Consider the following 26,776-nt stretch of genomic DNA (forward strand, 5'->3'; position numbering starts at 1 on the left):
CTTAGCGCTTCGCCGTCGCCGCAAATCCCAACGCGGCGATCGCGGCCATCAACAGCGAGATCAGCAAATTGTAGCCGGCAAGCGACAGGCCGAGGAAGCGCCACTGCACCTCGTCGCAGCGGACCACCTTCACGCTGTCGAGCCGCGACAGCAGGTCGGTGGCGCTGCCGAGATTGACGACGGGACCGGAGCAGTCGGTCGGTCCTTTCCAAAAGCCCCATTCGACGCCGGCATGGTAGGTGCCGAGCCCGGCATTGGCGAGGCTCGCCAGCGCGAGGATCGCAAGGCCTGCGAGCAGCAGCGGCCTCGGCGCGCCGCCCCGTGCCGCGAGAGCGATCAGCAGACCGAGCGGGATCGCGAGGTAATAGGCGTAGCGCTGCTCCAGGCAGAGCGGACAGGGCACGATCCCGAGCACCAACTGGAAGAACCAGGCGCCCGCAATGGTCGCCGCGGCGATCAAGGTGACGAGAAGCGAGGCGGTCAGCGCGGGACCGGCGCTGGCCTGCTTGAATGCAGGTATTGCGGCACTCTGGGTCGTCACGGCAGCCTCTTCCGGTAGGTCGCTTTCCTTAGCCTCTAGCCCCGGCCCATGCGGCTGTCGAGAACGGCGAACATCACTTTGGCGCGGGTTGACCCCGTCCGGTCCATGGCTATAGTCCGCCGGCTTCGCGACGCCCCGTTTTGGGGCCGACCGAGGGCCCCTGTGGCGGAACTGGTAGACGCGCTCGACTCAAAATCGAGTTCCGCAAGGAGTGCTGGTTCGATTCCGGCCAGGGGCACCAGCCTTCGCCGCTTCGCGGCTACGGCTAGGCAAGCCGGACGTAACTCGATTTGCGCGAAGCCGCGAAGGCTGTCGCGCCGAAGCCTTGGCGAAGGCGGACTGTCGCAACAGGCTCGGTCACCTCCCCCTCCCTAGCAATCGTCACATCCCGCCTGTATAAGCCGGTAGCTTCTTCCGTCACTCGAAGAGGCTGATATGAACGACCTGCACACGTGGCTTTCGCAACAGCACCACGGCCTGCGCACTTTCCAGACATTCCAGCAAAAGCTCGAGACGCTCAGTCGGGACGATCCGTCCCAGCGCGGGCTGTGCCGCTTGTTGAGCGACCTCGTCGGCGATTATGTCGAGACCTTTGACGAGGCTCCGCTGCCGGTCGAAATCGCCGACGGCGCCTATCACCGCCTGCTGGGGCTGGTGGCGAGTATCGATCTTGAGGGCGACGCCAACCGCCGGCTCGCCGACATCAACCGCGTGGCGACCTGCGAGTTGTCGCGGTGATGGGCAGGACGCGCGCGCGCAATTCAAGTTTCAAGCAACGGTAAAACATGCCCATATAGTCTCGCGGCGCATGACGCCCGAGTCGTGTGCTTCTCTTGACGCCCCTTCCGTGGAAAGGGCGCAGGGAAGGCCGGGCGCCGGCTGGCACCCGCGGTCCACTGTGCGCAAATAGCAAAAACAAAGGCACAGCGGCATACAGGGCAGCCTGGACATCCCGGCCTTTCCCTGCGCAGTGGTTTGACGGCTTATGGCGTGCTCTCCCCGGGGAGCGATGCACTATTGCCCCCGTCGCCTTGCAGATGACTGATGTTGCGGACCCGGTCGGGCCGCAGCACCACCGCAAGCCTTGACGCACAGACCCCGGGCGTCAGGACCACACGCTTTTGCCGTACGCGGACCGCACCGGTCGTGCGCGCGCCGCTCTCTCGCTCACGGGCAAACCCACCCTGCGAGTGCCTGCGCGCCGATGTGCTCCACGTCCACCGCCACCCGGCCCGCGTATCGTGACGGTCGCGAACGCCCCTTATCCTTGGGCCGGGATAACGAAGTAGATACGATATTTCCGAATTTCGGTCAAGCAGAATTTTGAAAGAGACCGTTGACATCAACCGCACGGTCTTGCCGTTCAGTGAGATCTGTTGCCGAGGAAGCCGACCAGCGCCTCGTTCACGATCTCCGATGCCTCAAGCTGCGGCCAATGGCCCACGCCCTCGATCGGCAGGAACCCCTTGAGATTCGGCACGCTACCGGCGAGATCCTCCTTCGTCAGCGCCCGCATCCTGGCCATGCCGTCCGCTGTGCCGAACGCGTAAAAGGCGGGCTGCTGGATCTTCGCCCCGATGAAGGCTCCCGCCTCGTCGAAGTAGGACTGCATGGCGCGGTAGATGTTGAGTGGGCCGTGGAAGCCGTCGCGTTCGAAGCCTGCGATCGCCGTCGCCACATCCTCCCGGTTGGCGAAGGGCGGGATGCCGATCGGCGACGGCCGGTTGAGGCTCTTGCTTGGGTCCATCGGATTCCACGCCTCGGAAGCTTCGGGCAGCCCCGACGTCCAGTAGAGCATGCCGGGCAAGGTCGTGGCGGCGTCCGCCCACTCCCGGTCGGCCTCCGGGCGCATCTGTCTGAACATGTAGAAGTCGTCCTCCTTGCCGGCGGCCTTGAGCCGTTCGAGCATGCTCGGTCTGGCCGGCAGCACCGGCGGGACGCTGAGGCAGAAGACCGCATCGAAGACATCCGGCCGCATCATCGCCGCGTTCCAGCTCACCGTCGCCCCGAAGTCGTGGCCGACGAGGGTGGCGCGCTCGATCCCGAGCTTCGCGAGAATGCCGACGAGGTCTCCGACGCCGTAGAAGACCGTGTAGAGCGCGGGGTCTTCGGGCTTGGAGCTGTCGCCGTAGCCGCGCGTGTCGAAAGATATCGCGCGGTAACCCGCGGCCGCGACCGCCGCCATCTGCCGGCGCCAGCCCCGCCAGCCATCAGGAAAGCCGTGCACAAAGAGGACCGCCGGGCCAGCGCCTTCCTCGACGACGTTCAGGGTGATGCCGTTGGTCTCAACAAAGGTCTGTTTCATGAAGATGCTCCGATCCGCTACCGATCGGTAAAGATCACGACAGCCGCCCTCCGGTCAAGGCTAATCTTTACCGGTCGGTAGATCGGCGGATGCGGTCCACATGGCCAAGCCACTCTCAACGAGCCCCTCGAGCTCGCTTGGGCTTGCGCCTGCCGCTCCCTGCATGAGGATGCCGTGCATCAGGGATTGGATGAAGCGCACAAGGCCGGGGACATTGACAGTCGGCAACAGGTCGCCCTCGCGTTTCGCCTGCTCAAAGCGGGCGGCGAGCAGCTCGCGCCCGATGGCCTGGCGCCTGAGGATCTCGTCGCGGATCACCCGCGCCTCATCACCCCCCTGCATCGCGTTGAGGACCATGAGGCAGCCGCGCGGTTGCCCCTCGTCCAGTTGGTAGCGTAGCGATCCCCTCAGGAGTGTTTCGAAAACGCCCCGCGCCGTCGGGGCCTGGAGCGCTTCGGCCATATCGTCTTTCCGAAGCGACTGGTAGAGGTCGAGTGCCCTGAAAAAGAGCGCCTCCTTGTTGCCGAATGCGGCATAGAGACTGGGGCGCGTGATCCCCATCGCCTCGGTGAGATCATTGAGCGACGCACCCGCAAAACCCTTGGTCCAAAAAACCTTCATGGCAGCATCGAGTGCTGCGTCTGCAGAGAACCGGCGCGGGTCGCGACTTCGCTCATCGGCCGGCGGCGAGCCCTTCGCTGCGATGCTCGCGGCGACCGCAACGTCGCTGATCGCCCGCCAAGCCGCGACCGCCTGCCCGGCGGCCTCGCGTAGTTCGCCGGGAAGTGCACCGCCGGCGGCCTTCATGGCGAGACCGTCGTGCACCGCCGTCACGTAGCTCGCCAACCTGGAGGCATCAGCCTTCGCGGGGAGGTCACCGCCCCGCTTCGCTTCTTCGAACCGGTCTCGTAGTTTCAGTTCTGCCGACTGGCGGCGATGCAACAGCGCAGCAGGGATGTCGGCGTTCTCCGTGCCCATCACCAAGCCCGCATGGCCGAGGACGCGGCTGGACGCCTGCTCCGGCGAGGTCGTCAGCAAGCGTTTGACGACCCCTTCGGCCGTTGGCGCTGCGAGCGCCCACGCCCAGTGCTCGTCCTCGCGCGCGCCACAGCGCCTGAGAACGGCGTCGAAGAGCCCGCGCTTGCTTCCGAAGGCGGCGTAGATGCTGGGGGCGTTCAGACCCATCGCAGCCGTCAGTTCCACCATGGTTGAGCCGTCGTAGCCATGGCGGCCGAACACGTCCGCCGCGCGATCCAGCACTTCGTCTTCTTCGAACGCACGAGGACGGGCCATTGACGAGCACAATTTTGTAATTTACGTTACATAACAGGACTGATCGCCCACGCCAAGGATCGCGTGCGCGCCAGCCGTTTTGTAGCAGGCGTTCGGCCTGCCTGCCATAAGAGTCAGTGAATTAGGAGGTACGACATGAGTTCGTTCCGCTTCGAGCAACATGGGACGGTGGGCAAGCTGATCTTGCTCGGTGACGCGGCCAGCGAGCCGGGAGCCGACTATCCCTCGTCGCTGAGGGCTGGCGTGCGCCAGGCATACGAGAGCAACATCCGCGTTCTTCACGTGATGTCCGCGTCCGGCAGCTTCGCCATAGCTGACAACCCCGGTGACATCGGCGGCAAGGGATCGAAATTCCTGGAAGCGTTCGCCGCGGACGTCCTGGCTTCGTTGCGCGCGATTGAGGAATTGCCGATACCTACGGTTGCCTCTGTGAGCGGTATGGCGCTGGGAGGCGGTTTTGAATTGCTTCTCGCGTGCGATTTTCTGGTGGCGGCAGAGTCTGCACACCTTTTCTTCCCCGAGGGAATGGTCGGTGGAGTCCCCATGACGGGCGGCGTGCAGCGACTTGCCGATCGGGTCGGCAGTGCGCGCGCCACGCGCCTGGTCCTGCTCTCGGAGATGATATCTGGCAAGGCCGCGTTGGATCTGGGTGTCGCAACCCACCTGGCTCCCGACGCCGAACTGGAGAAGGTCGCGGACGATCTCGTGCAGCGCCTCGCGAACGGACCGACCCTTGCCTACGCGAAGATGCGCTCGCTCATACGAGCCTGGTCGTCGGGCGGGGTGTCCGCTGCAGACGTCATCACCCTCCAGGTCACCGCCGGCATCCTCGACACCAAGGATGGCGCGGAGGGAATGGCCGCTGCGACCGCGGCTATCCAGAAAGGTGAGCCGATTCCACAGATCCAGTTTTCTGGACGGTAGCTGCATCAAGCCTTGATCATCATTCCTCCGAGTTACGAATGACGGTGAAGGTGCATTCAAATCGTCAATCCTGTTGAATGCACCGGTCACGACGAAGATCTGCGCCCGCTGGGGAACGCCGATCGGGACGACGCTGCTGAAGGAGCTCTGATCCGCAAGCCCGGGCATGGCGAGGCGACGAAGTTGCGCGCGCATGTGCCGGCTGGCCGTCAATGCAGGGATGTCCTGACACGCTGCGACGCGTAAGGCGTCGCGGCGTGTGTCTCGGCCCGGATCTGTGCCGAAAACACCTCCCGCGCGCGCGCTCCAGGCGTTCGACTTCGCCGCGCCGATACCTATATCCTGCATCAACGCGGATCGATGCAGCGAGCAGCTTTGATGGCCAGCAGACGCGCGACGGAAGCGAACGCCGACGACCTCCCTCGCTTCTTCGTCTGGGTCCGTGGCCTCGAAGGCCCCGAACCGCAGAAATGGATGGCGATGGATTTCGGCGTCGGTGACTGGAAACGGCCGCTCGTGCTCGCCTATCTGGAGCTGCCGGACGACGAGCGGCATCTGCCGCTGTCAGCGCTGGCGCGGCGTTATCCGCCGCCGCGGGGAGAGGCTTCGTAGAAGGGCCATCCTGGACGGACGCGAGGATCTCACCAGCGCTCCTCAACCCACGGCGAGCAACGCCGTATCACTGGCAGTACTGCTTTCCGCCATAGGTATAACATTTGCCGCCTTCGTTGCCGGCCGGAGCAGACGGCGCGCGCGGGCTCGGTTCGTGACGGGATACGGCCTTTGGCTTCTGGGGCGGCAGATCGGGACGCCGCTGGCACACCCCATGAGCGTCCAGCACGAAATTGTTGTCACAGACGATCTGGACGCAGCGGTCGCCGACCGCTTTTTGTCCCCTTGCACAAACCAGCGGACAAATGCGATCGGGCCGGACGCGCACCGCGTCAAGCGCATCGAGGCTTGCGACTTTGACGTCGAATTTGGTGCCGGCATATCTGTTGAAGCTGTCGAGCGCCTTTTGCGACGGTGCGGTCCAGGCGCCATCGACCCCACCGGGATCGCAACCGACGCGCTTCAGGTGCGCCTGGAGCAGGCGGGCGACATCCGCCGGATCCATCGCCGGCACGACGACCGGCGCCGGGGCAAGAACTGATGCAGGAGCCGGGCGAGCCGGCGGGGCCAGCGCGGCAAGTGCGGTCTGGCGCTCCGTCTCGCGCCGCTCTGCCTCGCGCTTCGCCGCCTCGATCTGCTGCTGTGCATCGAGCGCGGCCTGCTTCTTCGCCTGCTCGACCTGAACTGCCGCGTCCTCGGCCTGCCGGCGCGCCTCCGCAACCTGCCGCCGGGCCTCGTCGAGCTCGCGCCTGGCCTGCTCGGCGATACGCTGGCGTTCCTTTTCCAGATCGCGCCGGGCCTGTTCGGAGATCTGCTGCGTGGCCCGTTCGGTCTCGCGCGCCGTCTGCTCCTCGACCTGTTTCCTGAAATCGTCGCTCTTCTGCCGGACCTGCTGCTCAGCCTGCCGCTGTACAGCATCGGCGTTCTCGCTCACCTTCTCCGCGGCCTCGAGCTTGTCGAGCGCCGCATGCGCAAAATTGGCGTAGATGCCGCTGGCATGAACGGCGAGAAAAGAAAGCCAAGCCTGCTTGGTGCCGGCCTGCGCTGCAAGCTCGTAATCCCGGCGGACTCCCGCGTTCGGATCGACCGGCGGCGCAACCGGCGGCACCAGCGCCACCGTGTCTCCACCGAGCGATCCGTAGACGAAGGGCTCCTGCCGGCGCCGCGTGCTCTTCAGCACCTCGTCGCGAACCCGGCCAAGCGTCAGGCGAAGGTCGAGGCCCGGTGTCGCCAGATGATTGAGGAGCGCAGCCGCAAACGGACTGTGCTCACCGTCGCCGTCGCCAGCGACCGCGCCGGCCTTGGCGGCGAACGCAATCAGCGTATCCGCGGTCGCGGGCTCGATCTTGGCAAGGCCGCGGTTCATCGAGCGCGTCGCGACCGTTCGTGTCATCCGCTCCGCAAACGGATTGTCGCGGCAGGCATCGAGGATGACGAGCCGCAGACGCTTCGCAGGGTTGATCGCCTGGAGAATGCGATCCAGCGGGACCGCCTCGTCCTCGACGTCGAAATCGCTCTGCAACCGGGCATCTGCCGGAATCAGGAAGTTCGCGCCGTTCACCTCGATGCCGTGACCGGCGTAATAGACCACGGCCATGTCGGAATCTGCCGCGACCGCGGCAAAGTCGCGTACCGCCCGCCGCATCTCGGAGACACCGAGATCGCGGCGCAGGTCCACGATATCGAAACCCATCCGCTTGAAGACGTCGCTGATGGCAGCAGCATCGTTGTCGGGATTGGCGAGCCGCGCAACGCTCTGGTAGTTGGATACGCCAAGGACCAGCGCCACCCGCTTGTCGGCCTGCGCAGTCGTCGCCGCGACCAGCATCCACAGGACCGATAGCGCAAGCCGGCAGGCCACCCGGCTTGAACGCAACGTCGGGACTGAAAGGCTCAACCGGACCATGATGCGGGCTTCGCTCCACGCGTCAGCAATGTCGCTGCAATCGAAATGTGGCTGCAATCGATATGAATACTATTTCGGTAGCGATCCGCCTTCGGGTCTGTGCCGTCGATCACATACCAGGCCCGGCCTTCAGGCGAGACGGTTGCCGCCACGCCGCGTCCTGCCGGCGACTCCCTGCCCGAAATGATAGTGGAAGGGGCATGGCATTGGGAAGCCGTTCTGCAACATTCCGGAGATACTTGCTTCGGGAGATACTTGCTTCGGGAGATACTTGCCTCCCGAGGGCGCTTGAGCTTCTATGTCGGCATAGTCGATTTTTACTTCATTGGCCGCCAAGGGGTTTTGAAAATGAACCGTCCTTTCATGACAGTTGCGCTGTCGCTTGCCACCTCCGCCTTGTTGCTTCTTTCCGACATTGCGAGCGCCGACAAGATGCGCCCGGGCTACAAGAACTACGCAAATGCTCACGGCTTGAATGCCAACACCGCTTGCCGTCGTCCTAATTTCAACGTCTGCCAAGGCTGCAATGTCGTCATCCCGATGCGGGTCGCGCAGGATCGCGGTTGCGGGTTCAATTTCCAGTCGCTGGGTCCGTTCGTGGGACAGGACGTCGTCGTCTCTCCGGCGAACGGATCCTACAGCCTGGTCAACGCGACAAAGGCCGTGTACCGGCCGAACTCCGGATTCACCGGCAGCGACCATTTCGAGAGCCGTCTCTACTTCGAGGACGGCGCCGGCAAGCGCACGTTCCTGAACCTGAAAGTGAACGTCAACGTCGTTCCCAGCCTGTGATCCGGGGCGCCGGGCCATCGGCGCCGGTCTCAATCGCCCTCACAACTGCCGCCGCATGAATCGGCTCCGCCGGACGGACGCGCGCGACCGCGCGGACTCGGCTCTTGGCGCGATACCGCCTTCGGCTCTTGGCGCGATACCGCCTTCGGCTCCTGGCGCGATACCGCCTTTGGCTTCTGCGGCGGCGGATCGGGACGCCGGCGGCACACGCCCTGGGCATCCAGCACGTCGTTGCCGTCACAGACGATCTGGACGCAACGATCACCCTCGACCTTTTGTCCCCCGGCGCACAGCAGCGGGCAGACGCGATCGGGCCTGGCACGCACCGCATCGAGCGCATCGAGGCTGGCGACCTTGACGTCGAATTTGGTGCCGGCGTTTCTGTTGAAATTGTCGAGCGCCTTTTGCGACGGCGCGGACCAGGCGCCGTCGGCGGCGCCGGGATCGCAGCCGACGCGCCTCAAATGGGCCTGGAGCAGGCGAGCGACATCCGCCGGATCCATGACCGGCACGACGACCGGCGCCGGGGCAAGAACTGATGCAGGAGCCGGCGCAGCGGGCGGGGTTAGCGCCGCAAGTGCGCTCTGCCGCTCCCGCTCGCGCCGTTCCTGCTCGCGCCTTGCGGCCTCGATCTGCTGCTGCGCATCCAGCGCGGCCTGCTTCTTGGCCTGCTCGACCTGGACTGCCGCGTCCTCGGCCTGCCGACGCGCCTCCGCAACCTGCCGCCGGGCGTCGTCGAGATCGCGCTTGGCCTGGTCGGCGATGCGCTGCCGCTCCTTCTCCAGATCGCGCCGGGCCTGTTCCGAAACCTGGAGCTTGGCCTGCTCGGCCTGGCGCGCGGCCTGCTCCTCGATCTGCCGCTTGAGGTCGTCGCTCTTCCGCCTGGCCTGCTCCTCGGCCTGCCGCTTCAACTGGTCCGCCTTTTCGCTGGCCTTCTCCGCCGCACCCAGTCTGTCGAGCGCCGCATGAGCGGAGTTGGCATAGATGCCACTGCCGTGAACGCCGAGAAACGACGTCCACGCCTCCCTTGTGCCGATCTGCGCCGCAAATTCGTAGTCGCGCCGGGCTTCCGCGTCCGGATCGACCGGCGGGGCGGCCAACGGCACCAGGGCCACCGTGTCTCCGCCGAGCGATCCGTAGACGAAGGGCTCCTGCCGCCGTCCCGTGCTCTTCAGCACCTCGTCGCGAACCCGGCCGAGCGTCAGGCGGAGGTCGAGGCCCGGTGTCGCCAGATGATTGAGGAGCGCGGTCGCAAATGGGCTATGCGCGCCGTCACCGTCGCCCGCGACCGCGCCGGCCTTGGCGGCGAATGCAATCAGCGTATCCGCCGTCGCGGGCTCGATCTTGGCAAGGCCGCGGCCCATCGATCGTGTGGCGACACTGCGCGTCATCCGCTCGGCAAAGGGGTTGTCGCGGCAGGCGTCGAGGATGACGAGCCGCAGCCGCTTCGCCGGATTGATCGCCTGGAGGATGCGGTCCAGCGGGACGGTCTCGTCCTCGACGTCGAAATCACTCTGGAGACGGGCATCCGCCGGAATCAGGAAATTCGCCCCGTTCACCTCGATGCCGTGGCCGGCGTAATAGACCACGGCCATGTCGGAATCTGCTGCGACCGCCGCAAACTCGCGCACCGCTCGTCGCATCTCGGAGGCCCCGAGATCCCGACGCAGCTCGACGCTGTCGAAACCCATCTGCTTGAAAACAGTGCTGATCGCGGCAGCATCATTGTCGGGATTGGCCAGCCGGGCGACGCTCTGGTAGTTGGACACAGCAAGGACCAGCGCCACCCGCTTGTCGGCCTGCGCATGCGTCGCCGCCGCCAGCATCAGGGCCACCGCCAGCGCAACGCGGCCGGCCAGACGGTGCAGGCGTGACGTCGGAGCCGGTGGGATCAATCCGACCATGGTGCAGGGTTCAATCCGTACGGGAGCCGATAAGCTGGCTTCGGAGATTTCGAGCCTCTTCTCCCGTAAGTCAACCCGTCTGTGGCCCACCTCACCTCCCCCGGGCCGCCGTCGGAGTCAGGCCGAACCTGCGGCGGAAGCAGCGGTTGAAATAAGAGAGGTCGTTGAAGCCGCAGGCGAAGGCGACGTCGCTGATGCGGCCTTCGCGATGGGCGAGAAGATCGGCGGCCTTGCGCAGGCGCAGCTCGTTGAGGCGGGTGGTGAAGCCGGCGCCGGCCTCGAACAGCAGCTCGTTGACGTAGCGTTCGGAGAGGCCGGCGGCGGCGGCCAGTCTTTGCGCGGAAAAATCCGGCTCGTGGAAGCGCGTCTCGAGGATCGACAGCACGGCCTTGAGCCGTACGGCGCGCAGGCCCCGGCGTCGCGCCGCAGCGGCGATATCGCTGCGGGCACCGAGACCGATCGCCGCGAGGTCGAGCAGATGCGCGGCGATGGCCATGCCGGCTTCGTCCGCAGCCGTCGGATGCCGCAGCAGGAGATCGCTGTAGTCCATCGCCAGCGACAGCGCGCCGCCGGGCTCGAGCTCACAGCCGACGAGATCGTCCACGCCGGCCACCGTCGCGCGCAACGTGTCGACCGGCAAATGCACGTTGGTGAAGCGCTTGTGGCTGGCGCCGTCGGCGGCGAAGAACGGCTCGTCCAGCTTGAGCAGCACCATCGATCCTGGGCGCATGGTGAATTCGCGCCCGCGATGGACCACCTGCGACGGACGATCGCCGGTGTTGCGCGCGAGGCAAAAGCGGTCGTCGCCGGTCTCGAGCACCTGGCGCTTTTCGCGCCGGACCGTGACGAAGCTGCCGTCGCAGCGCCCAAGCATGGTGGTGCCGATATGGATCGAGTTCATCGTGGCGCGAAACGGCACGTCGGACGCCGGATCGAGCTCGCCGGTGTTGGAGAAATGCTCGAACAGCTCGGCGAAGCGGATGAAGCGCTGCCGGTCGGACAGGTCCTGCGGCAGCATGTCGGTGGAGAGCGCCTTCCTGATGACGGACATCGAAAGAACTTCCAAAAAGACTTTTGGGAAAAAGCGCGGGCACGAAAGCGTGCCGAAGCCCGTCAGGCCTCAAATGAACGCCTGCAAACACCGGCGAGTGCAGGCTATCAGCACGCCAACGTGAATCAAGCTGCGCCGGTCAGTCCAAGCCGCGCTGCCGTCGGCGCCGGACAGTCCAAGACGGCCCGCACAGGCGAGCCCTATTCAGGCAGCGGGTGCGACTTCCCGGCACATAAGGGACTGCATCCGGGCAACCGGGCGGCCCCAGCCTGACGCCCGCTGGAGGAGACGACGACATGCGAACCTCTCTATCCCGCAGCTTCGTGCTCGGCGGCGCGATCGCGACCAGCCTCTGCATCGGTTACGCGCTGGGCGCGCAACCACACATGGATGAAGCCATCGCGATCCTGCAATCGGCCCGCGCCGAACTCGGCAAGGCCGAGCCGAACAAGGGCGGCCATCGCGAGAAGGCGATCGGGCTGATCGACCAGGCCATCGCCGAAGTGCGCACCGGCATCGCATTCGCCGCCGGCCATTGAAGCAGCGGCAATCGGGAGCACAAGACATGATGCGAACAATGTTTGCCGCAGCCCTCGCGCTCGGCGCGATCACAGGCTCTGCCCGGGCCATGCCGCTCACCCCGCTCGGCGCGGGCGCGAATGGCGACGTCGTCGCGATCGCCGGCGGCTGCGGCCCCGGCTGGCACCGCGGCCCCTATGGCGGCTGCCTCAGGAACTACGCCAACCCGGCCGCGCATGCCTGCCCGCGCGGCTACCATATCGGTCCCGGCGGTGCGTGCCGCGGCAACGGCCGCTGAGAGAGGACCCAATCTGTCTCGGGATGCCGCTGTGCGGCTCCGAGAGACATGTCTCCAAGTTCGCTGGAAGAAGCCCATCGTTTCAGTGAGTACTGCCGCATACCGGGAGGTTGATTAATCTATCAAGTAAATCCGTTTGCGTGCAAGTTCGTCCTCGATATAGTCTTTCGGACACGGGCATTTTCTAAGGACCGGTCGAGCCGGATCCCGATTTGAGGCAGCCGTGGCCGATATTTTCGTCAGCTATACGTCGAAAGATCGTAATTGGGCCTTTTGGATCGGCCAGCAGCTCAAGAACCTCGACCACGTCGCGCGCCTTCATGAGTGGGAGGTTTCCGCTGGTGGCGACATTGTAAGCTGGATGGAGGAACGACACCAACACGCCAACCACATTCTTTGCGTTATCAGCGAAGCCTATTTAAAAGCCCCCTATTCCAGTTGGGAGCGAAGGGCCGCCCTATGGGCCGCCAACGATGATCGACCTAACTTTGCTTTGCCGGTCTTCGTTCAAGATTGTAAGCCTCCGTCGCTCCTGGCCCCCATCAAACATTTGAAATTGTATGGACTGGACGAGCAGCAGGCGCAGCAAGAGCTAGCTGACTTTCTGAAGCCAGCGGCCCCGCCTGTCACCCAAGTGATTTTTCCGGGCGAGCCCGGGCTCCCGACCCGAGGGGGCCCTCCAGCCGCACTCGTTCATCGTGAGCCGCTGGCGGGGCCATCGAGACCAACTGGCGGCATGCCGCCCCAGGACGAGAACCGGGCAATTGCCGCGGCCAACACTCAGACCACTGAGTCTCCTCGCCTTTCCAACGCGAATGACGAACAAGCACGCCAGCAGCCATCTCACCTGTTGAAGCCCGCAGCCCCACCAGCCAGCCCAGTCCTATTTCCCGGCCAACTCGAAGCCTCGAATAAGGAAGGATCTCCGGCTGCATCCGACCCGCTGAACGACGAACAAACAGAGCGTGTTAGTGATGAGCGGATTCAGGACGAAGATCATACCAATAGTTCTAACGATGTCACGATTGACCGGCGCGCCGTCGTTCCCGACAACGGCGACACCTTGGCCACAGGTGACTCGCTTCCGACAAGCGAAGATGGCCACTCTGCCGGCGAAGCTTCGAGTTCCAGCTTGCGCGACCCGACGCGCGACAGCACAACGACGGTCAAGCGTAAATTGGTGTTGTTTGCCGATGGCACGGGCAACGCATTTGCAAAGCAAGAATCGTCGGTGTGGCGTCTCTATGAGGCGCTCGATCACACCGAACCGGACCAGATCGCTCACTACATCAAGGGCGTCGGCACCGCCGACTGGGCGCCGCTCGCAGCTCTGGACGGCGCCACCGGCATCGGCGTGCCTTCCAACGTCCGCAAACTCTATCGTTTCTTATGCTGGAACTGGCGATCGGGCGACGAAATCTACATTTTCGGATTCAGCCGCGGCGCCTTCACCGCGCGCACGTTGGCCGCGCTGATCTCAAGTCAGGGCCTTGTTCCCGCGGCAATCGACGACACGCCAATGTCTCATGAAGAGATGGAGCGCAATTCCATGGCCGCGTGGCGGGAATATCGCCGCAGCACCGTCCCTTGGAACAAAACCCTGCCAACGATCTGGATCGCGCGTTTCGTTCGCGATGTCCTGCTCTATCTCTATCATGCGATCTGCGGGCACCACTCCTACGCCGATGTCCGCGTGGCGATGAACGATCGCAAGGACGTTGACATCGAATTCCTCGGACTGTTCGACACCGTCGAAGCCTTCGGCGTCCCGATTGAGGAACTGCGCATCGCGATCGACTGGGCGATCTGGCCGATTTCATTCCGCAATCACCGGCTCCCTTCAAAGGTGAAGCACGCCTGCCATGCGCTGGCGCTGGATGACGAGCGCACGACCTTCCACCCCCTGAGAATCGACCAGAGCCAGTTGCCGAGCGATCAGATCGTCCAAGAGGTGTGGTTCGCAGGTGTGCATTCCGATATTGGTGGCGGCTACCCCGACTGCACTTTGTCCTTCGTGCCGTTGGTCTGGATGATCGAGCAGCTTAGGGATAAGCTCCGCTTCCAGAAGGGCGCGGTCGAGCATTTCCGGGCGTATCAGTCGGCGATCGGGCCGATGCACGATTCGCGCAGCGGCGCCGCCGTGCTCTACCGCTACGGGCCGCGTCCAATCTTCGCCGGCCAGATCAACGGCGGCCCACCAGTGGTTCATTTCGCCGTCGTCGAGCGTATGCTGCGCGGTTTCGACGACTATGCACCGGTGATGCTGCCCGCGAACGCTTGGGTGTTTCTGCCGAACGGTGACACAAAGGCACTCTGGGAAGCGAATGCGAGGGAGGCGTTGAAAGCCGCTTATCTCGCCCCGGCTCCTTATCGTTTGCGGGAGGAGGAAGCCGAGGCCTTTGTCCTGATGAGCGCGCCGGACTCCGAGATGTCGCGTCTCGTGCGCGACACTGTATGGTGGCGGCGCGTCGTCTACTTTGCGTTGCTCTTCATGGTCGGCGTCATCGCTCTGTGGCCGTGGATCGCCCGCAGCATGGTTGGAACGTCAAAGGACAACGGCCTGCAGGGCACTGTCGCATTACAGATCATCACAACCATCGATTGGCTTACGGGCGCCGTCCTAGGACCGCTAGCTAATCTCCTCAGGAATGTCCTTCCATCCTATGCGGCTCCTTGGCTCGACATCACGCTCTATTACCCGGTCATAACGGCATGTGTCCTTGTTATCACTTGGTGGTTGTGGCGTAAAAACGCCCAGCTACGCGATACCATCCAGCAACGCGCCCGGCTTGCTTGGAATGGCCCCCATCGGAAGGCCCGACCCAGCCACAATGATTGGCATGTGCTGTTGCGCAGGTTCGTCGGCTTGGCAAGGAGCGAAGGACCCGTCCTCCGCGTCGATCGACCTGGCCCGCTGCTCATGCTTGCCCGGTGGATGCGCTTGCACGCGGGGCCAGTCAAATGGCTTTTCGCCAAGCTGGTGCTGCCGAGCATCTTCCTGTTCATCATCTTCTACGCGGCACTCCTCATCGGAGCGACCAGCGTCTTCACCGCTCGCACCGCGACGGGAAATATCTGCACCCCGCCCGGACCCGAGGCCGGAACGCCGGTGCTCGACATCCCGATCGAAGCACGCAGTCTGTTCGCGACAAGAGAGTTTTGCTGGTGGAGCGGCCTTGCCCTGGAGAAGGGCCGCAAATACCGCGTCTGGGTCGAGATCGAGGATCCCTGGTTCGACCGCACCATCATGAGCGGCACAAATGGCTTCAGGACCTATTTCACGCCTCACTACCTCGCGCTGCCGACGCTCCGTCAGTTCGGCGCCGCCTGGTTCCAGCCCGTCGTGCGCGTCGGCGCGAGGGGAATGAGCGACGTTCCGCTCGAGGCCGTCAACGTCATGCCGGCCGACGAATTGCCGCGCCGGATGAATCCGGCCATTCCGGCCGAGGACGATGCGGACAAGCGCAAAGGCAGGTATCCGACCCAGCTCGACAAGACGAAGGAGTTCGAGGCCCTTCCCGACGACAATTCGCTCAAGCTCGCGGTCAGCAGGCTCGGGCCCTTCGAGCCGGTGCCGAAGGACCCCACGGCGCGCGCGATCTGGGAGGGCCAGAAGCTGTCGGGACGGCTGGTCGCGGAATTCGTCGCGCCTGACGCCGGCGATCTGTTCTTCTACGTCAACGACGCCGTGCAGATCTATCCGACCCTGCTGCCGGCATCGTTGCGCCCGGCGAAGCTCGACGTGGTCCAGGGGCCCTACGAGCAGTTCTACAAGAACAATGCCGGCACCGCGCGCATCGTCATCCAGCGACTGCCGAGCCCGCCCATGCCGCCGGACAAGCCGGCCGCGGCAAAGCAATAGGCACCGCGTCGGGAACGCCAGACCGATGCCCTTTCCGCCCCCATGATTATGGGTGTCGCGGCGTCCGCGCCGCGGCTAAACTTGGCCTTGCGCCGCGGGGGACACGCGATGCAGGACGATGATCATGACCGAACAGGGCGAGACGGGTGAAGCCATCACCATCCTCCTCGTCGAGGACGACGCGCCGACTTGCTGGCGGCTCCAGGACGCCCTGATCAAGGCCGGCTACGAGGTACGCAGCGCCGGCACGCTCGCAGAGGCCCGCTCGGGGCTCGGCGAACGGGCGCCGCGCGTGCTGCTCACCGATCTGCGGCTGCCCGACGGCCACGGCGTCGAGCTGATCCGCGAGACAAGGCGGCGCTTTCCCGACACCGAGATCATGGTGATCTCGGCGCTCGGCGACGAGGAGAGTGTGATCTCCGCGATCACGGTCGGCGCCACCGGCTATCTCCTGAAGGATGCGTTCCCCACCGACATCGCCACCACCGTGCGCGATCTGGTCGCCGGCCATTCGCCGATCTCGGCCTCGATCGCCCGCTTCATCGTGCGCAGAACGCAAGGGTCCGCGCAGAATGCGACCGAGCCTCCGCCGGGTCCCGCGCTCAACACCGCTAGGCTCACCCCACGGGAGATCGACATCCTCTGGGGCATCGCCAAAGGTTTCAGCTACGCCGAAATCGCGAGCCATCTCGGCCTCTCCAGGCAAACGGTGCCCGGCCACATCAAGAACATCTATCGCAAGCTCGAAGTCCACACCCGCAGCGAAGCGGTGTTCGAAGCGGTGCAGCAGGGCCTGATCAAGCTGTGAGCGAGATCGCGGCGAAGGCACCGGTCAAACCCGCGCGGCGCCGGCTGCTGGTCTCGCGCCTCGTGCCCTATCTGCTGCTCCAGGCGCTGATATTGGTCGCGACCATCCTCGGGCTGCGGTTGCTCCAGCCCAGCGACCCCGACGACTTTGCACTGAGCGAATTCTCGCTGCGTGAGGACGGCGTGGCGCGTCCCGTGACGCTGCCGCATTTCACGTCGGCACGCTATTCCCTGACCGACCCGCCGCTCTACAGCGGCGCCTTCACGTTTCGCCGCGCCGATGCGGCGTCGGGATGGTCGGTATTCCTGCCGCGCTTCAGCAACGCCGTGGAGGTCGCAATCAACGGCGTCGTCATCCTGGATTCGCGGCGCGATGCCAACGCCAACCGGCCCGACCGCAACACCCCGCAGATCGGGTCGATCCCGTCCTCGCTGCTACGCGAGGGTGCGAACGGCATCACGGTGCGGCTTTTGATTTGGGGACCGCTCAAGGGCTTTCTCGACACCGTCTATGTCGGGCCGGATGCGGCCTTGCGGCCCGCCTACGAGACACGCACGCTGATGTTCGTCACGTTGCCTGTGGTGTTCTCCGCCTGGCAGTCGATCCTCGCCGTCATCCTGGCGATCATGTGGCTGATGCGCCGCCGCGAGCCGGTTTACGGCGTGCTGGCCGTGGCGATGGTACTCGGCGTGGTACAGGCCTTCGCGCCGCCACCGGTGCCCCCCGTCACCACGTCCCGGCTCGCCGCGGTGTTGCTCGCGTCCGCACCGATCGAGAGCGCTCTGGTCGTCGTCTTCGGCGTGCTGTTCTTCGGCTGGCGCTGGCCGCGTTATGGCATGCTGCTGTTCGCCCCGGGGCTCGTCGTGTTCGGTGTCGGGCTGATCGCGGGCCCACCGCTGCCGCGCATTCTGTTTCTCGTGCTCGGCATTCCCACCGTCGGGCTCTGCCTGGTCCTGATGGCCTGCGTCACCGCGGCCGCAGTGGTGCGGCGGCAGGACGCGGCGAGCTTCACGCTCGGCTGCGCGGTGACCATCGTGCTGATATGCTGGGTCCACGACATGCTGTCGGTGTTCGAGATCGTGACCGACGAGCGCATCTTCCTCTCGCGCCTGTCCTATTCGGCGATGCTGGTCGCGATCGGCGCCGGCTTGACCTGGCGGTTCGCCCGCGCGCTGAACCAGGTCGACAGCTTTGCCGGCCAGCTCGTGACGCGCGTACGCGAGGCCGAGGAACGGCTGAAGGCGAGCTTTGCCCGCGAGGAGGAGCGTGCACGGGCCGCCGCGCTCGCCAATGAGCGCACGCGGCTGATGCGCGACCTGCATGACGGCCTCGGCGGCCAGCTCGTCAGCATCGTCGCACTGTCCGAGCGCGGCCATGAGGGCGCAACCATCACCGATGCCGCCCGCGCCGCGCTGAAGGACCTTCGCCTCGTCATCGATTCCATGGACGACATCGGCGGCGACCTCATGCTCGCACTCGGCTCCTGGCGCGAGCGCGCGACCGCGCAATTGCGGCCGCACGACATCGTGCTCGACTGGCACGTGGCGACGCCACAGGGGCTGCCGCTGCATCCCGAGCTCAGGCCTTGGCATGTTATCCAGATCGTGCGCATCCTCGACGAGGCCGTGACCAATGCGGTCAAGCACGCGGAGGCCCGCCGCATCTCGGTCACCATCGAGACGATCGACGAAGGTCAGGGACCGTACGGTGTGATCAGGGTCGCGGATAACGGTAAGGGTTTTGCGAACGCTTCCGCGCTGGCCGCCAGCGGCGGGGCCGCCGACGCGAGCCAGACCGCGCGGGGCCTGCGCAACATGAGGAGCCGTGCCGCGTGCTGCGGGGCCACGCTCAATCTGAGTTCGGATTCCTCAGGCACGCACGTGCGGCTGCAATTGCCGCAGATTTTCCCCGACAGCGATGCCGCCGTCGGCTGAAAAGCCCCCTCTCCGCACGTGTGGGACGCACGGAGAGAGGGACGGGCCGGATGATTGCCTGCGGAGGACGGGGGGGGTTCGTCCGCAAGGCTCCTTCGCCCGAACTCTTTCGTCGTTTTCAGCGCACGCCGACGCGATTGACCGGACCACCGCGATTCATCGGCGTGCCCGCGCGCACGCCGACACCGGGCGCACCGACACCGGGTGTCGCGACCGCGACCGCGGCGGCCGGCGCAACCACCACCGTTGCTGTCGGCCGCACCACGCAGCCCTTGGGTAAGCCGACCGTCTTGCAATAGACCACCGCTTGCGCCGGGCTCGTGCCCAGCGACACGATCGCCGCACCTGCCAGCGCCAAAATCGTCAGCCCGGCGCTCAGCGCTCCCGCTCTTTTCGACATCTTGCTCTCCTGCTTCCCGTTCGGCGTCCCGATGCAATCACCGGGTCTCGCAGCCAACGTGCAGCCTGAATGACAAAAGACGGCGCGCTGATACATGCCATGAAAATGGGGGGACGGCGGCGGGGCGGGCTGGCCGATGCCATGAACATGGCATGGACCTGGGTCCGGCTCTCGCGAGATGGTCCGGCTCGCTTGATCCCAGCCGGGGCCAAAGACATTCCCAAGGAGATGCTCTATGAAGATTTCGGTTCTTGCCGCGCTGCTGCTTGCCGCGACCGCCCAGACCGCCGCTGCACAATCCGGTCCGACGCCGCAGGAGCAGATGATCTGCCGAAGCGACGCGAGCAAATTCTGCGCCGAACACATCGGCAAGCCGCCGCAGATGAATGCCTGCCTGCGCGAGAACAAGTCGAAGCTTTCCGATGGCTGCCGCAAGGTCGTGGAGTCGCACGGCGGGTGAGCAATCGCCGTCCACGGCACAAATCTCGCGGGCGCTAGTGCGTCAGGCCGTAGACGTCGATGCGGCCATCATAGGTCGGGCGATAGATCCGCCCGTTCCAGATCATCGGCCGGTTGAACTTGGGATGCATGAAGGCGTGCTCCGGCCCCCAGTCTTCGCTGTCCCAGATCACCTGGAGCCGCCTGGAGCCGTCCGGATTGGTGGCGAAGTTCTGTGCGTCATAGACCAGGAAGCGGCCGAAGCTCAGCAGCATGTTGCTGTCCTGATAGGGCACCATGGCCACGATGATGCCGTCGGCGCCGTTGTTGGCGGCAAGCGTGATGCTCCAGCCCGGCATGCCGCCCGGCGGCCGCGGCGACTGCGGCGAGGCCGTCTCGTTGGATCCGGCGAGATAGGTCGAGGTCCCGTCGGCTGCAATCGACCACGCCCGCAAGGCGCTGTTCTCACCGCCGACGAAATGCATGGTGCCGTGGACGGTGGACTGGAATAGCAGTGGCGTGCCATGCAGGTGTCGCGTCGCGCCACCTGGAAACAGGTTCAGTTCCATCGGTGACGCCGGCGCCGGCGTCACGCCAGGATCGAAATACGTGTACAGGATGGGCGGCATACGAAGCCTGTCGTAGTTCGCGGCAAAATGGCCGGCCGCAAGATCGCTCGGTTGTGTGTTGCCGAGCGCATTGGCGTTTCCCGTGTAGAGAATTCCATCCTTGCCCGCGGCCAGCACGGCATGGGCGGAAGCGACATAGACCGGACCGCCGGAACCGAAATCCTGGTCGCTCCACATCGACTCGTTCATCGCCTCCATGTGGTGCGCCACGATCGGCGCGATCTGCGCATCGGTTGCACTGGGACCCGAGGTGACCGCGACATGCGGCATCTCGCGCGCATGAAGCGGCTTTAGCGGCATTCCCATGCGCCTGGCATGCGCAATCACGGAAGGCAGGGATACGTTTGACGGTAACGCCGGCTCATCATCGTCGTCTTCGGCCGCCGCGACCGCGGCGGCGCCGACCCGGTTAACGTCGGTCCACGGCGCCCACCAGGACATGACCTCGAAATGCGCATGGGCCCCGGTATGCAGGGCCAGCCGCACGATGCTCTCGCCGAAATCGCCATGTTGCGGCGAGAACGCTCCGTTGCCGGTGATGACATAGATCGAACCGTCGGGGCCGACGGCGGGACCGGCGCCGCTATGCCACAGCCCGCCACCGACACCGGTGACGGTGGAGCACCAGGCGGCTGCAAGATGCCAGGCGTGAACGTCGACCGCGAGCAGCCAGCCTCGCGCGGTCTTCGACGTCTCCGCGATCGTGCCGAAGGGAATCAGCACATGGTCATGGATCAGAGTCAGCGCGCTGCGCTGCTTGCGCTGGGCCGAGACGAATTTCTGCGCGGGCAGGCCCGGCGGAGCGTAGACCGCGCCCTCCAGGTTCATCAACGGATGCGCCAGCGAGCCGTCCCTGATCCGCAGCGCGGCGAGGAAGTGCTGGCCCTTCGCGACACTGCCGTCGTCGCTGATCCAGGTGCAGGCGTAGAGCATGCCGGCGGCCTGGTCGATGACGGGGGTCGAAAGAATCCCCCAATTGACGTTGGTCATGTGTCCATCGATGGCCCGCGTTCCGACGATGGGCCGCCCGAGATGCGTGGCCCAGACCTTCTCGCCGGTCGCCGCGTCAAATGCGTAGACCCAATTGCCCATGCTGGCCTGCAAGATCAAATCGCGGGTCCTGCCGTCGGCCGTATGCACGGCGCCGACCGCGAGCGGCTGCGCCTCGAGCCTCGGGTCGTCGGGAATCGGAATGCTGAACAGCTTGGCGATGCCATGGGTGCGAACGGCCGTCGCCGTCAGCACCGTCTCTGAATCGTTCGCGCCGGTTCTGGCGTTGTCATAGCTGCGCGTGGTGACGGAAGTTGCCATGGTCAGCTCCCGAATGCCAGTGTGCTTCCAGCGGCGAGCAGGCAGGCGCCGGCGAACCACCGTCTGCGTTCGGGACTTACGCTCCACGCACCGAGCGTCACGGCTCCGCCCGCGAAACCGAGGCCCGCCGCCAAGGCGCTCGACAGGGCCACAAGGCCGATGTGGTCAGCCGCGTGCGACATGACATTGTCGATCGCGAGCAGCGGCGGCAGGGCGTAGACCCAGCCCACCGCCTGCGTCAGGCGATGCGCGAGCGGGAGACGCAGGAGCAGCAACGCGCCGCACGCCATCAACGTGACCGCAGCGAGGCCATCGGCGATCGGCACACTGACACCGAGCGCGGCGCCCAGCGCATCGCAGAGTCCAAACATGAGAATGAGCGGCAGCACATGCCGCCGCGGAACGATGAAGGCGAGCGCGAAGGCCGCGATGAGACTGTCAGTGGATGTCGACAACAGATGAAACGACATTGAATCCTCTCAAATGGCTTGTGGGGCAAGGTAGGCGATGTCGATCGAAAAGGCCGAGCCATGCTCCGGCAACTGCCGGCCCGCAATACGGATGTGATGTTCGCCGATCTCGCCGGCCGTTCCTTCTGCGTCGGCATGGTCGCCTGCGCACAGCGCTTCGACCACGGTATGCCCTCGTGCATCGCTGACGATGACCTTGAGCGCGGCGTCCGCCGGCGCGCCGTGGCGATCGAGGCGGACCCGCAAGGCGATCCGGCTGCCCCGCTCCACCCAGATCCGTGCTGCCTCGGTCTCGGCATTGGTAGCCGGCGGCGTGTCGAGATCGGCGGCGCCGAAGATGGTCTGCACGGTATGGCGCGCGTGCCGGATCGACGCGACGTTCAGGCCCGCGCGGGAGAAGCACAGATAGCTCTGGCCCTTGCTGAAGGCGTTGCTGGGAATCGTAAAGCTGGCGACGCCATGTCCATCGGTCCAGATATCATCGTGATGGCCGGTGTAGTCGTGGAGATGGACGTTGGCCCCGAAAGCGGTTTGGCACCTGACGCTGCGGGCGTTGAAGGTGTCGAAGTTGAGCGCGGTCAGCAGGCCGGGCGCGCCGGTCCGCTCGAGCACCACGACCTTGTCATCCAGGAAGCGGGTGCTGGTCGGCCCAGCGGCGAGGTGCTCGTGGATCCAGACCAGATTGTCGATCCACGGCTTCAGCCCGTAGGCGCCCGGCCAGACGCTGGGCGGGAAGTAGTCCTTGCCGTAGACGAAGGGATAGCCTTCGGACGAGAGCAGGAAGGCGTAGGCGAGCAGCTTGTTGCTGATGACCTGCTGGCCCGGCGAGGTATCGGTGTCGGGATTGTCGACGAAGGTGCAGGTGAGATCGGGACGCCAGCTCGTATAGCCGGCGCCATCCAGCACGCGCGCGTTGCCGCCGTCGCAGGCAGCCTGCAACGCCCAATGCATCGGAAAGTCGGCCACGAGCGAACGCCCGCTGAGCGGCGGCTGCGTGGTCCAGCCGTTGAGAATCGCGCGATTGCCGTCGAAGAACTCGGCGTAGAAGAATTTCGAGGCCATGACGCCGTGAGTCATGAACTCCCGGACGAAGGGCGCCCAAGTGCCCTTGACGTCGTCGAAGCGCGCACCGTCCGCGCCCGTGGTGCGGAACACCCATTGCCCGAAATCGAGCGCATCCTCGATCGTGACGCGCGGCGGACGGCAGTGCTGATAGGAGAGCTCGCGGCCAAACGGAAAATCGTCGCGGGGGCTCGGCACGTCGTCGTCAGGCAGATTGTCGGGCGGCACGCCGCGAAACCATCCGGGTGCCGTGGTGCTCCTGCCATTGGGCGTCCGGCCGTCCGCGCCGAGATAGCGGAATATGCCGGGCCCGCCATTCTCTCCGCTGCGCTGATGCAGGACGAGATCGAGATAGACGTCGAGATCGCAGGCATGGGCAACGGCGACGAGCCGCGTCAGCGACACCTTCGACCCGTAGCGCGTGTTGACGGAGCCTTGCTGGTTCTTGCTGCCGAGGTCGCGGGGATCGAACACGCCGTAGCCGTCGCAGCCGCGGCCCGCGCCGCCTTCAGCCTTCGATGTCGGCGGTAACTGTAGCGCGGTGAAACCAGCGTCGCGAAGCGCCCGCGCGTGCCGCGCCAGAAAATCGAGCAGCCAGGGCGCACCGGCTCCATCGACGGGCGCCGGCACGGTCACGCGTTCGCCGTGCGGCCCGAAGAAGCGACCCCAAGCTAACAGCGCTACGCCCATGACGCGGCCTCTGGCTGGCTGCGTCAATCATGCATCGAACGAAGATCATCCGGAAGTTGAAATTTGAGGCACGCGCCTCCCCAGCACGAACCGCCGCTCACGATCACGTGCGCGACGGCGAACAAGGTGGCGTCACGCGCTAGTCGTCGTCGGCACCGAACATCCTGATCTGCGGGAAGCCACTGCGCGGACGGCTCACCACGTCCCGGGTGCTGGAATCTTCACGCACGTTGCGCGCGACGTCGTCCCAATCGGTCTGATCGCGCATGCCGCGTTGTTCGCGGGGGTCGTAGCGACGGCGCTCGGCCCAACGTTCGCGGCGATCCATCCGGCGCCGTTCGGGCGCGGCGCGCTTCACGTCAGAATCCCTGGCCTTTGCATTGGCATTGGCATTATCGGATGAAGAGGACGGCATCGTCGAAGCCTGCTGCTCGGCGGGTTTTACGACTTGCGGAGGGGAAGCGGCCGCCGGCTTGAACTGCTCCTTGGGCGGCTCGACTGCGGCTGCTTGCGAAGGCTGCGGCGCGGGCGATTCAGCGTTCGCCTGGGTAGGCTGCGTCTCAGACTTGGTCTCAGACTTGGTCTCAGGCTTTGCTTCATCCTGCCCCTGCGCAGGCGCGGCGACCATCGCGCCGAAGGCTTTCGAGCCGGTGACATATTGGACCCGTTCGGACGGCGCGCTTGCCGTGGCCGTCGCGGCGGCCGCTGGTTCCGCGCGCTGCGCCATCTTGCCGGTATCCGGCCCCTGCTTGGGCGCGATCGGATGCATGATATTGCCGGCGACGATGCCTCCGCCGAGACCAATGGCGATGGCTGCGACGATCGTACCGGCACCGACGAAATAAGCTACCGAGGCGCGCATCAATCCACTCCCTCTTTGGAGCGGGCAACGCCTTGGGATTGCCAGATGTTCCTGAAGGGAGCGCGGTTCCCTCAGGGAACCCGCGCGTCAGATCTGCTGCGCGACCTTCTCGAGCCCGATGATGCGGGCGAGCTTGCGCACTTCCTCTTTCTGGTCGTCACGCAGTTGGAACAGCAGCGGCATCGCGGCCGATTTCAACTGCTGGACCTCGTCGCAATCGGGATCGATGGGCACGCCCGGCGCGTTCGGATTGGACAGCTTGTTTGCCGAAATCTTGCGGACGACATTGCGCAGCGCGGTCTCGACCGAGGGCCAGTAATATTCCTGCGACGAGGACAATTTCAGACGGTCCCTGATGCCCGAGATCTGCACGTCGGAGAGCAGCGAATAGGATTTCTGCGGCTGAGGCTTGGCCACGACCCGCGGCTTGGCCGGAACTTCGACGGCAGGAACCTCTGAAGCGGCGGGAGCCTGGTTCACGCTCGCCGATGAGGCTGCCTTGGCCATCGGGAAATCGGCTGGAGTTGCGGCCGCAAACGCCTGGCGCAGCGGCTCGGTCAGCACCGGCGCTTGCGAAAGCCTGTCGGCGGGAACCTGGACCGGGTCGATCGCGGCCGAGGCCAACGCCAGCGTTGGAACCAGCCGGTCGGCCTTGGCGGCCCGGTTGGTGGCCAGCGGCTTCGGCCCCGGGGCCTGCGTGATCATTTCAGCACTGACGCTGGGAACGCTGTCACGGCCGAGAATGGCGGTGGTGGCGGCGCCGAGGACGAGGAAGCAGGTCAGCACGACGATGGTGATGGCTTTCGACAAACGTCTCTCCGCGTGCAACTTCAAGTCCACGTGATCACTGCCCGGAAACTGGGCGAGAATTAAGGCTTAACCGTGCCATTGCGGCGGCATTCGCGCGGACTGCGGCGACACCGCCCGGAAAACCAAAGCAAATCAGGCAGCTAGCGCCAGATCGTAAGCGTCCTGGATGTCGGCCACGATCTCCGAGGCCTCCCAGACGCCGCGCGGCTCGACCGATTGCAGCGTCACCGTCCAATTGCCGCCCCGGCGGGTACGGGGGACGCTGAGGATGTCGAAGCGCACATTGCGGCACAGCGGATGGCGGGCCAGAGCATGGGCCACGCGCACGCGAATTTCGTCCAGCGACGCCTGCGTCTTGGCGTTGAGAAAGTCGAAGTCCATCGCCTGTCCCTCTCGGTCCTGATTGGCGCCTTGAGAGGGATTCTGGGCCGGCGATGGTTAATCTGCCGTTAAGTGGCGCGGGGCGGAGGTATGCGGGATTAACTGTGCTGGCGCGGCGAGCACGCGCCGCTCTCTCCCGTCCGTCCCACGGAGGGGCAGGCGAAAAGGCCCTCACCGCTTCTCGATCACCAGGCTTTGCACCGCGCGGCCGAAATAGCCCTGCCGGTCGGCCAGCCGCGACATCGCAAGCCCGGCCCCGTCAGGACCGATCCAGGAATCGCCGTCGAGCAGGATCCACTCGCCGATCGGCTGGCGCGAGAAGCTCACGGTGAGGTCGGCGTTGATGTAGGTCCAGGCGCGGAAGTCGAGGGTCGAGGCGGTGCCGTTGGAAAAATCGGCCGCGACCACGGCGCGCATCGCCTGTGAGAGCGCTTCGCCTGCAATCAGGGGATGGTCGACGCGAAACCAGATCGCGCCCGCACCGGCCCGGCCGAAGCGACCGCGCGCGGCACGCATCGAAACCGAACGTACGAACGGGCTGGTGGCGGCATGACCGTCCTCGACCAGCGAGTCCTCGGGCGCGGGCAATTCGACCGGCAGCGCCTTGACGTCGTCGGGCAGCGCCAGCGCCTGGCGCTTGATCTTGAGCACGGTGGCGCCGACCACCTGCACGCCGTCGGCGAGCAACTTGATTTCGCAGAGCTGGATCTTGCGACCCTCGCGCAAGACCGCAGACGCAATCGTGAGCGGCGCCACCGGCACCGGGCGCATCAGATCGATGGTGACGCGCGCGATGTCCATCGGCACTGATGTCGGGATGCGCTCGGCTGCCCACGTCACCAGCGACGCCGGCGCCGAGCCGTGCTGCATGCGCCGGTCCCACGGCCCCGCGGCGTCCGGGCTGGTGACCACGCTGTTGCCGTCGACGCGGTAGATGGGGGACATCGTTCAAATCTCAGTTGGCGGAAATGCTG

The 26,776-nt window shown here is 65.3% G+C and carries 24 protein-coding genes and 1 tRNA gene; 11 read left to right on the forward strand and 14 right to left on the reverse strand.

Going from position 1 to position 26,776, the window contains the following annotated elements:
• Window position 1 precedes the first annotated feature (1 nt).
• Window positions 2-541, reverse strand: a complete 540-nt coding sequence (locus IVB31_RS15320; protein ID WP_247323507.1) for a disulfide bond formation protein B — start codon at window positions 539-541, stop codon at window positions 2-4.
• 156 nt (window positions 542-697) lie between these two features.
• Here IVB31_RS15320 and IVB31_RS15325 point away from each other — a divergent pair.
• Both IVB31_RS15325 and IVB31_RS15330 read left to right on the forward strand, forming a co-directional pair.
• Window positions 698-782: transfer RNA gene (locus IVB31_RS15325), tRNA-Leu, on the forward strand.
• A 194-nt stretch (window positions 783-976) separates the two neighbouring features.
• A complete protein-coding gene (locus IVB31_RS15330; protein WP_247323509.1) occupies window positions 977-1,279 on the forward strand; it encodes a hypothetical protein in 303 nt (100 codons plus the stop codon).
• A 625-nt stretch (window positions 1,280-1,904) separates the two neighbouring features.
• Here the strand turns inward: IVB31_RS15330 and IVB31_RS15335 are convergent.
• The gene (locus tag IVB31_RS15335) at window positions 1,905-2,846 is read right to left on the reverse strand and encodes an alpha/beta hydrolase (protein ID WP_247323511.1); all 942 of its coding nucleotides are present in this window, start codon (window positions 2,844-2,846) and stop codon (window positions 1,905-1,907) included.
• A 60-nt stretch (window positions 2,847-2,906) separates the two neighbouring features.
• Window positions 2,907-4,139, reverse strand: a complete 1,233-nt coding sequence (locus IVB31_RS15340) for a TetR/AcrR family transcriptional regulator (RefSeq protein ID WP_247323513.1) — start codon at window positions 4,137-4,139, stop codon at window positions 2,907-2,909.
• Between the two features lie 135 nt (window positions 4,140-4,274).
• Here IVB31_RS15340 and IVB31_RS15345 point away from each other — a divergent pair, with 135 nt between their 5' ends.
• Entirely contained in the window at window positions 4,275-5,063 is a 789-nt protein-coding gene (locus tag IVB31_RS15345; RefSeq protein WP_247323515.1) for an enoyl-CoA hydratase/isomerase family protein, read from the forward strand.
• Window positions 5,064-5,441: 378 nt separating this feature from the next.
• Complete coding sequence (locus tag IVB31_RS15350; protein ID WP_247323517.1) at window positions 5,442-5,675, forward strand: hypothetical protein; 234 nt, start codon at window positions 5,442-5,444, stop codon at window positions 5,673-5,675.
• A gap of 67 nt (window positions 5,676-5,742) precedes the next feature.
• Here IVB31_RS15350 and IVB31_RS15355 read toward each other — a convergent pair whose 3' ends face one another.
• The gene (locus IVB31_RS15355) at window positions 5,743-7,581 is read right to left on the reverse strand and encodes a caspase family protein (protein WP_247323520.1); all 1,839 of its coding nucleotides are present in this window, start codon (window positions 7,579-7,581) and stop codon (window positions 5,743-5,745) included.
• A 288-nt stretch (window positions 7,582-7,869) separates the two neighbouring features.
• Between IVB31_RS15355 and IVB31_RS15360 the strand changes: the two genes are divergently transcribed.
• On the forward strand, window positions 7,870-8,373 hold the full coding sequence (locus IVB31_RS15360) for a hypothetical protein (RefSeq protein ID WP_247323523.1): 504 nt from the start codon (window positions 7,870-7,872) through the stop codon (window positions 8,371-8,373).
• Between the two features lie 29 nt (window positions 8,374-8,402).
• Here the strand turns inward: IVB31_RS15360 and IVB31_RS33620 are convergent, their stop codons facing one another.
• Together IVB31_RS33620 and IVB31_RS15370 are read right to left on the reverse strand one after the other, a co-directional pair.
• Window positions 8,403-10,277, reverse strand: a complete 1,875-nt coding sequence (locus tag IVB31_RS33620; protein ID WP_276576609.1) for a caspase family protein — start codon at window positions 10,275-10,277, stop codon at window positions 8,403-8,405.
• 91 nt (window positions 10,278-10,368) lie between these two features.
• Window positions 10,369-11,328, reverse strand: a complete 960-nt coding sequence (locus IVB31_RS15370; RefSeq protein WP_247323524.1) for an AraC family transcriptional regulator — start codon at window positions 11,326-11,328, stop codon at window positions 10,369-10,371.
• 296 nt (window positions 11,329-11,624) lie between these two features.
• Between IVB31_RS15370 and IVB31_RS15375 the strand changes: the two genes are divergently transcribed.
• The 5 genes from IVB31_RS15375 (at window position 11,625) to IVB31_RS15395 (ending at window position 18,749) form a co-directional block, all read left to right on the forward strand.
• Window positions 11,625-11,867 (forward strand): hypothetical protein, encoded by a 243-nt coding sequence (locus IVB31_RS15375; protein ID WP_247323526.1) that lies wholly within the window; start codon window positions 11,625-11,627, stop codon window positions 11,865-11,867.
• A gap of 29 nt (window positions 11,868-11,896) precedes the next feature.
• Entirely contained in the window at window positions 11,897-12,145 is a 249-nt protein-coding gene (locus IVB31_RS15380) for a hypothetical protein (protein WP_247323726.1), read from the forward strand.
• Between the two features lie 223 nt (window positions 12,146-12,368).
• Entirely contained in the window at window positions 12,369-16,007 is a 3,639-nt protein-coding gene (locus IVB31_RS15385) for a DUF2235 domain-containing protein (protein WP_247323528.1), read from the forward strand.
• 124 nt (window positions 16,008-16,131) lie between these two features.
• Window positions 16,132-16,815, forward strand: a complete 684-nt coding sequence (locus IVB31_RS15390; RefSeq protein ID WP_247323530.1) for a response regulator transcription factor — start codon at window positions 16,132-16,134, stop codon at window positions 16,813-16,815.
• Window positions 16,812-18,749 carry an ATP-binding protein gene (locus tag IVB31_RS15395; RefSeq protein ID WP_247323531.1) on the forward strand — a complete coding sequence of 646 codons (1,938 nt, stop codon included), beginning with the start codon at window positions 16,812-16,814 and terminating at the stop codon, window positions 18,747-18,749. The genes IVB31_RS15390 and IVB31_RS15395 overlap by 4 nt, the downstream gene beginning before the upstream one ends.
• A 118-nt stretch (window positions 18,750-18,867) precedes the next feature.
• On the opposite strand, the gene IVB31_RS15400 is transcribed toward IVB31_RS15395, so the two are convergent.
• Entirely contained in the window at window positions 18,868-19,149 is a 282-nt protein-coding gene (locus IVB31_RS15400; RefSeq protein WP_247323533.1) for a hypothetical protein, read from the reverse strand.
• Window positions 19,150-19,384: 235 nt separating this feature from the next.
• On the opposite strand from IVB31_RS15400, the gene IVB31_RS15405 reads away from it, so the two are divergent.
• Window positions 19,385-19,609: a hypothetical protein gene (locus IVB31_RS15405; RefSeq protein WP_247323535.1), complete on the forward strand. Its 225-nt coding sequence runs from the start codon at window positions 19,385-19,387 to the stop codon at window positions 19,607-19,609.
• Window positions 19,610-19,643: 34 nt separating this feature from the next.
• On the opposite strand, the gene IVB31_RS15410 is transcribed toward IVB31_RS15405, so the two are convergent.
• The 7 genes from IVB31_RS15410 to IVB31_RS15440 all read right to left on the reverse strand — a co-directional run bounded on the left by IVB31_RS15410 (window position 19,644) and on the right by IVB31_RS15440 (window position 26,747).
• Window positions 19,644-21,527, reverse strand: a complete 1,884-nt coding sequence (locus tag IVB31_RS15410) for a hypothetical protein (protein WP_247323537.1) — start codon at window positions 21,525-21,527, stop codon at window positions 19,644-19,646.
• A gap of 2 nt (window positions 21,528-21,529) precedes the next feature.
• Window positions 21,530-21,997 carry a hypothetical protein gene (locus tag IVB31_RS15415; protein WP_247323538.1) on the reverse strand — a complete coding sequence of 156 codons (468 nt, stop codon included), beginning with the start codon at window positions 21,995-21,997 and terminating at the stop codon, window positions 21,530-21,532.
• Window positions 21,998-22,006: 9 nt separating this feature from the next.
• The gene (locus tag IVB31_RS15420) at window positions 22,007-23,749 is read right to left on the reverse strand and encodes a hypothetical protein (RefSeq protein WP_247323539.1); all 1,743 of its coding nucleotides are present in this window, start codon (window positions 23,747-23,749) and stop codon (window positions 22,007-22,009) included.
• Window positions 23,750-23,888: 139 nt separating this feature from the next.
• Window positions 23,889-24,611 carry a hypothetical protein gene (locus tag IVB31_RS15425; RefSeq protein WP_247323727.1) on the reverse strand — a complete coding sequence of 241 codons (723 nt, stop codon included), beginning with the start codon at window positions 24,609-24,611 and terminating at the stop codon, window positions 23,889-23,891.
• 87 nt (window positions 24,612-24,698) lie between these two features.
• Window positions 24,699-25,421, reverse strand: coding sequence for a hypothetical protein (locus IVB31_RS15430; protein ID WP_247323540.1), 723 nt, complete (start codon window positions 25,419-25,421; stop codon window positions 24,699-24,701).
• 132 nt (window positions 25,422-25,553) lie between these two features.
• A complete protein-coding gene (locus tag IVB31_RS15435; protein WP_247323541.1) occupies window positions 25,554-25,802 on the reverse strand; it encodes a hypothetical protein in 249 nt (82 codons plus the stop codon).
• 171 nt (window positions 25,803-25,973) lie between these two features.
• The gene (locus tag IVB31_RS15440; RefSeq protein WP_247323542.1) at window positions 25,974-26,747 is read right to left on the reverse strand and encodes a thioesterase family protein; all 774 of its coding nucleotides are present in this window, start codon (window positions 26,745-26,747) and stop codon (window positions 25,974-25,976) included.
• Window positions 26,748-26,776: the final 29 nt, after the last annotated feature.

Source organism: Bradyrhizobium sp. 21 (assembly GCF_023073335.1).
Lineage (GTDB): Bacteria > Pseudomonadota > Alphaproteobacteria > Rhizobiales > Xanthobacteraceae > Bradyrhizobium.

Excerpts from the sequence above, each read along its gene's own strand:
- IVB31_RS15330 (WP_247323509.1), top strand. The coding sequence starts at position 977 with ATGAACGACCTGCACACGTGGCTTTCGCAACAGCACCACGGCCTGCGC.
- IVB31_RS15335 (WP_247323511.1), bottom strand. The coding sequence starts at position 2,846 with ATGAAACAGACCTTTGTTGAGACCAACGGCATCACCCTGAACGTCGTC.
- IVB31_RS15340 (WP_247323513.1), bottom strand. The coding sequence starts at position 4,139 with ATGGCCCGTCCTCGTGCGTTCGAAGAAGACGAAGTGCTGGATCGCGCG.
- IVB31_RS15345 (WP_247323515.1), top strand. The coding sequence starts at position 4,275 with ATGAGTTCGTTCCGCTTCGAGCAACATGGGACGGTGGGCAAGCTGATC.
- IVB31_RS15350 (WP_247323517.1), top strand. The coding sequence starts at position 5,442 with ATGGCCAGCAGACGCGCGACGGAAGCGAACGCCGACGACCTCCCTCGC.
- IVB31_RS15355 (WP_247323520.1), bottom strand. The coding sequence starts at position 7,581 with ATGGTCCGGTTGAGCCTTTCAGTCCCGACGTTGCGTTCAAGCCGGGTG.
- IVB31_RS33620 (WP_276576609.1), bottom strand. The coding sequence starts at position 10,277 with ATGGTCGGATTGATCCCACCGGCTCCGACGTCACGCCTGCACCGTCTG.
- IVB31_RS15370 (WP_247323524.1), bottom strand. The coding sequence starts at position 11,328 with ATGTCCGTCATCAGGAAGGCGCTCTCCACCGACATGCTGCCGCAGGAC.
- IVB31_RS15375 (WP_247323526.1), top strand. The coding sequence starts at position 11,625 with ATGCGAACCTCTCTATCCCGCAGCTTCGTGCTCGGCGGCGCGATCGCG.
- IVB31_RS15380 (WP_247323726.1), top strand. The coding sequence starts at position 11,897 with ATGCGAACAATGTTTGCCGCAGCCCTCGCGCTCGGCGCGATCACAGGC.
- IVB31_RS15390 (WP_247323530.1), top strand. The coding sequence starts at position 16,132 with ATGACCGAACAGGGCGAGACGGGTGAAGCCATCACCATCCTCCTCGTC.
- IVB31_RS15400 (WP_247323533.1), bottom strand. The coding sequence starts at position 19,149 with ATGTCGAAAAGAGCGGGAGCGCTGAGCGCCGGGCTGACGATTTTGGCG.
- IVB31_RS15405 (WP_247323535.1), top strand. The coding sequence starts at position 19,385 with ATGAAGATTTCGGTTCTTGCCGCGCTGCTGCTTGCCGCGACCGCCCAG.
- IVB31_RS15410 (WP_247323537.1), bottom strand. The coding sequence starts at position 21,527 with ATGGCAACTTCCGTCACCACGCGCAGCTATGACAACGCCAGAACCGGC.
- IVB31_RS15415 (WP_247323538.1), bottom strand. The coding sequence starts at position 21,997 with ATGTCGTTTCATCTGTTGTCGACATCCACTGACAGTCTCATCGCGGCC.
- IVB31_RS15420 (WP_247323539.1), bottom strand. The coding sequence starts at position 23,749 with ATGGGCGTAGCGCTGTTAGCTTGGGGTCGCTTCTTCGGGCCGCACGGC.
- IVB31_RS15425 (WP_247323727.1), bottom strand. The coding sequence starts at position 24,611 with ATGCGCGCCTCGGTAGCTTATTTCGTCGGTGCCGGTACGATCGTCGCA.
- IVB31_RS15435 (WP_247323541.1), bottom strand. The coding sequence starts at position 25,802 with ATGGACTTCGACTTTCTCAACGCCAAGACGCAGGCGTCGCTGGACGAA.
- IVB31_RS15440 (WP_247323542.1), bottom strand. The coding sequence starts at position 26,747 with ATGTCCCCCATCTACCGCGTCGACGGCAACAGCGTGGTCACCAGCCCG.